Origin of the sequence: Prosthecobacter sp., from assembly GCF_014879935.1 — a bacterium.
Classification (GTDB): domain Bacteria; phylum Verrucomicrobiota; class Verrucomicrobiia; order Verrucomicrobiales; family Verrucomicrobiaceae; genus Prosthecobacter.
Genome location: NZ_JACSRD010000002.1, coordinates 1 through 1,563 on the forward strand (window position 1 = coordinate 1; position 1,563 = coordinate 1,563).

The following is a 1,563-nucleotide window of genomic DNA, read 5'->3' on the forward strand; positions in this document are numbered from 1 at the left end:
CCCGAAAAGCCCGCCCCCAAGAGCACCAAGTCGAAAAAATCGACCCGCTGAGGCAAAGGCACCTCCGCCAGTCGTCCACCAAGTCCTGGGCGGAGGCGGCGGACGGTGTGCATGGGCCAGAACCGGGCAAGAGAGCCTTTCCTTGGACCTGCTTTCACGCTTTGATGCCCGCATGCCTGCGACCCACGCCGTCCACCTCGTCCAAATCGATTCTGTCTGGGAAGATCGTGCTGCGAATCATGCCAAGGCGTGGCAACTGATCGCCAGCGCCGCCCCCCAGCCGGGATCGCTGATCATCCTGCCGGAGATGTTTGCCACTGGCTTCAGCATGAACGTCTCCCTCACGGCCGAAGCCGCCGAAGCGGCCCCGACGGAGCAGTTTCTGCGTGAAACCGCCGTCCGGCATGAATGCACCGTCATCGGCGGCCTCGTGACCCGCTCTTCCGGCGGCCGCGGCTTGAATCAGGCACTGGCCATAGCTCCCGATGGCGGCCTGCTCGCCCGCTACACCAAAAACCGGCCCTTCAGTCTGGGCGGCGAGGATCAGGTGCATCAGGCAGGCACGGAGGTGGTGGTGTTTGAATGGCAGGGCCTCAAAATCGCCCCGCTCATTTGCTATGATCTGCGCTTCCCGGAACTGGCCCGCCAAGCCGTCCGCACGGGTGCGGAGGTGCTCGTTTACATCGCCGCCTGGCCTGCCCGCCGTTTCCAACACTGGATCACGCTGCTCCAGGCCCGGGCGATCGAAAACCAGGCCTACGCCATCGGCGTGAACCGCTGCGGCACCGACCCGCAGTTCAGCTACAGCGGCCGCAGCCTCATCGCCGATCCTCACGGCATCGTCATCGCCGATGCGGGCGAACAGGAGCACGTGGTGAGCACGCTTCTGGCACCCGCAGTCGTACGCGAGTGGCGGGCGCAGTTTCCGGCCTTGAGGGATGCTGGTGGGATGACCAGAGATTAGAGAGCAGCGAGCAGAGAAGCGGGGTGCGAGTGGTGCGGCCACGAGGGGGGTGGCGGGCGATGTCTGGGTGGTCATGTCTTTGAATTGTCCTCTGAGCAGCGTCGAGAGTGGCACCCGTGCCTGCCGCTGGCGCGTGTGCGGGTGGTTTTCTGCCACGCTGCTGCTGTGCCAGTGCGCTGCGTCGAGCACGAACCGCCATGGCGAGGGGGACGGGGCGGTGGACCCGTCGAAGTGGAGCCATGTGCGGCATGTGCTGCGCAGCACGGTGTTCGCGGCGGCGAAGGCACCGGTGACGACGGTGCGCATGGGCGTGGCGATGCTGGGGGAGCGGGGTTACAGCCTGCTGAAGGGCAACGTGCCGCTGCCGCGTGGCATGGCACGGCTGGACACACGCGCGGCACCGCCCGGGAGCGAGGCCTTCGACGCGCTGCTGGACGGCGCGGGCTTTCCCGCGCGCACCTGCGGCCGGATGGAGCTTTTCGTGGATGGCTCGCGTTTTTTTCCCGCTTTCCTGAAGGCGGTGAAGGAGGCGCGGAAGCAGGTGGATGTGCAGTTCTTCCTTTTCGACAACGACGATCACGCGATCCAGGCCACGAACG

At 65.9% G+C, this 1,563-nt stretch carries 1 protein-coding gene and 1 pseudogene; both read left to right on the plus strand.

Annotation, left to right across the window (positions count from 1 at the left end; translation table 11 throughout):
- Positions 1-172 precede the first annotated feature (172 nt).
- Positions 173-964 carry a carbon-nitrogen family hydrolase gene (locus IAE77_RS00015; protein ID WP_294219600.1) on the plus strand — a complete coding sequence of 264 codons (792 nt, stop codon included), beginning with the start codon at positions 173-175 and terminating at the stop codon, positions 962-964.
- Between the two features lie 73 nt (positions 965-1,037).
- Positions 1,038-1,563: pseudogene (locus IAE77_RS00020) on the plus strand (hypothetical protein); the annotation flags it as partial.

What these genes read in the sequence shown, in the direction of transcription:
- IAE77_RS00015 (WP_294219600.1), top strand. Translation starts at nt 173, where the DNA reads ATGCCTGCGACCCACGCCGTCCACCTCGTCCAAATCGATTCTGTCTGG.